This is a genomic window from Flagellimonas aurea, assembly GCF_017313785.1.
Lineage (GTDB): Bacteria > Bacteroidota > Bacteroidia > Flavobacteriales > Flavobacteriaceae > Flagellimonas > Flagellimonas aurea.
Genome location: NZ_JAFLNL010000029.1, coordinates 1 through 1,077 on the forward strand (window position 1 = coordinate 1; position 1,077 = coordinate 1,077).

Sequence of the window (1,077 nt, forward strand, 5' to 3'; positions counted from 1 at the left end):
ATGGTCATTGCATCGGCAGTGACCCCACCGAGGGTCAATTTGTTCTGTTCCAGTACAAGATTGTATTCCCGAACGGGTCTACCTTCCTCTTTTCTGTCCTCACCATTTGTCCCCACTTGCCCAAAAACATGGGTCGTCAAGGCAGTTAGGACAAAAAACAAGATTTTAGATTTCAATATTTTCATCATTCATTCATTTACATTTGTTCAATTACATTTCATCGGTGATTTCACCGCAGGTCAACATAGCCTCTCCGAAATAGGGATTTTTGATCTCTTTGGTCGTACTCAACCAATAGGCACCTTTGTTGTTATCGGCCATCGGGCAAAACTGTTCGTATATCTTTTGATCGACCCCAAAAAGCTTGACACCTTTGGATAGATGGGCGGACAGATGTTTAAAATGATCGCGTTGGGCTTTGATATCCGATATCTTTGAAATGGAATTCGCCGAATTGGAGATTTCCTTCGATATCGTCATCCAATGGCCGTGCGCCTTTTTGTCCGTCAATTGTTTCATATCCACATGTTCCAAGGCCGACAACACTTTTTTTGCAGCGGCATTGGACTTGGCGGCATTATCATTGACAAGCGCATCCTTTAACTCCAAGTAGGCGCTCAACACCTGTTTTAATTGGTTTTTAAAAGTCGCTGTCGCCGTCATTCGCTGGTTCATATCAGAATGGTCTGTTTTGTTTTCCAAGCCGGGATCCCCCATATCCATTTCCGAATGATCGCTACCGCCTGTACCCTTGTCATCCCCCATCTTCATGCCTCCGTGGTTATGTCCCGTCATGGCGGGCCCACCTTCAGGATTCATCATGCTCGGTTTCCCGGCCAATTGGGCCGCCGCGTCGATACTAAAGGTCCCGTTTACCGCGATCTCATCCCCTTCTTGCAGCCCCTCCTTGACAATGAAACCATTTCCCAACGATGGTCCCAAGGTGACATCGCGCAACACAAAATTCACCCCATTGGACGTGGTATTCTTGATGTATACCACAGAACGTTCCCCGGTCCACATCACTGCCGACTTAGGAATGGTTATCGCTTCTGATGCAATGGGCTGTTTTGCTTT

2 protein-coding genes are annotated in these 1,077 nt (G+C 46.7%); both read right to left on the reverse strand.

Features of this window, described 5'->3' with window-relative positions; translation table 11 throughout:
• A partial coding sequence (locus J0656_RS20020; RefSeq protein WP_237689003.1) for a hypothetical protein occupies nt 1-188 on the reverse strand: 188 nt, incomplete at its 3' end.
• 22 nt (nt 189-210) lie between these two features.
• The coding region (locus J0656_RS20025; protein ID WP_207037084.1) for a DUF3347 domain-containing protein at nt 211-1,077 on the reverse strand (867 nt) is incomplete at its 5' end.